The sequence below is a fragment of the Oleiphilus sp. HI0067 genome (assembly GCF_001635735.1).
Genome location: NZ_LWFI01001140.1, coordinates 1 through 702, shown reverse-complemented (window position 1 = coordinate 702; position 702 = coordinate 1). Strand labels below are relative to the sequence as shown.

Genomic DNA, 702 nt, shown 5'->3' with positions numbered 1-702 from the left:
AAGCGACCGCTATACGTACCAAACCAGGCATTCGCAAATATTTCAGTACAAAACCCATCACGTATGAGTCACCGTCGAATCTATGAAAAAATTGGCGTCCGTTATGACGACTCTGATCAGCTCGAGAACATTGTTGCTAAGGTTAAGGCGATGCTTAAGAAGCATCCTGATATCGATACTAAGCAAACATTAATTGTAAATTTTGACTCGTTTGGCGCGTCATCTCTCGACTTCTTTATCTATACGTTTACGAAGACGACTGACTGGATTGAGTATCATTCAGTGAAGCAAGATGTTCTTGTTCAAGTTATAAACATTATTGAAGGTGAGGGCGCCGAGTTCGCATTCCCTACATCGACAGTCCACCTTCCAGAACTTACTTCAAGCGGTTTGCAGTTGATGCCGTCTCAGCGTACAAACGAAGGTTAATATGCACGCAATTATTGGTGGAACCGGCTTAAACCAACTTGGTAACTTTGAGCTAAAAGAAGACTGCAATCTTGATACTCCATACGGTGCGCCGAGTGGAATATTTCAAAAAGGAACCCTCGCAGGAAAAGATATTGTTTTTTTAGCTCGTCACGGGCAACCACATAACATTCCTCCACATAAGATTAACTATCGTGCAAACATGCATGCTTTAATGCAGCTAGGCGTTAAAGATGTTATAGCCATCAACGCGGTTGGCGGGATACATAGTCA

At 42.6% G+C, this 702-nt stretch carries 1 protein-coding gene and 1 pseudogene; both read left to right on the top strand.

The genetic code is table 11. From position 1 onward, the window contains the following. Positions 1-429 (top strand): mechanosensitive ion channel family protein (locus A3739_RS16560; RefSeq protein WP_156502635.1); only part of this gene is annotated, 429 nt, incomplete at its 5' end. Between the two features lies 1 nt (position 430). After that, positions 431-702: pseudogene (locus tag A3739_RS16555) on the top strand (S-methyl-5'-thioadenosine phosphorylase); the annotation flags it as partial.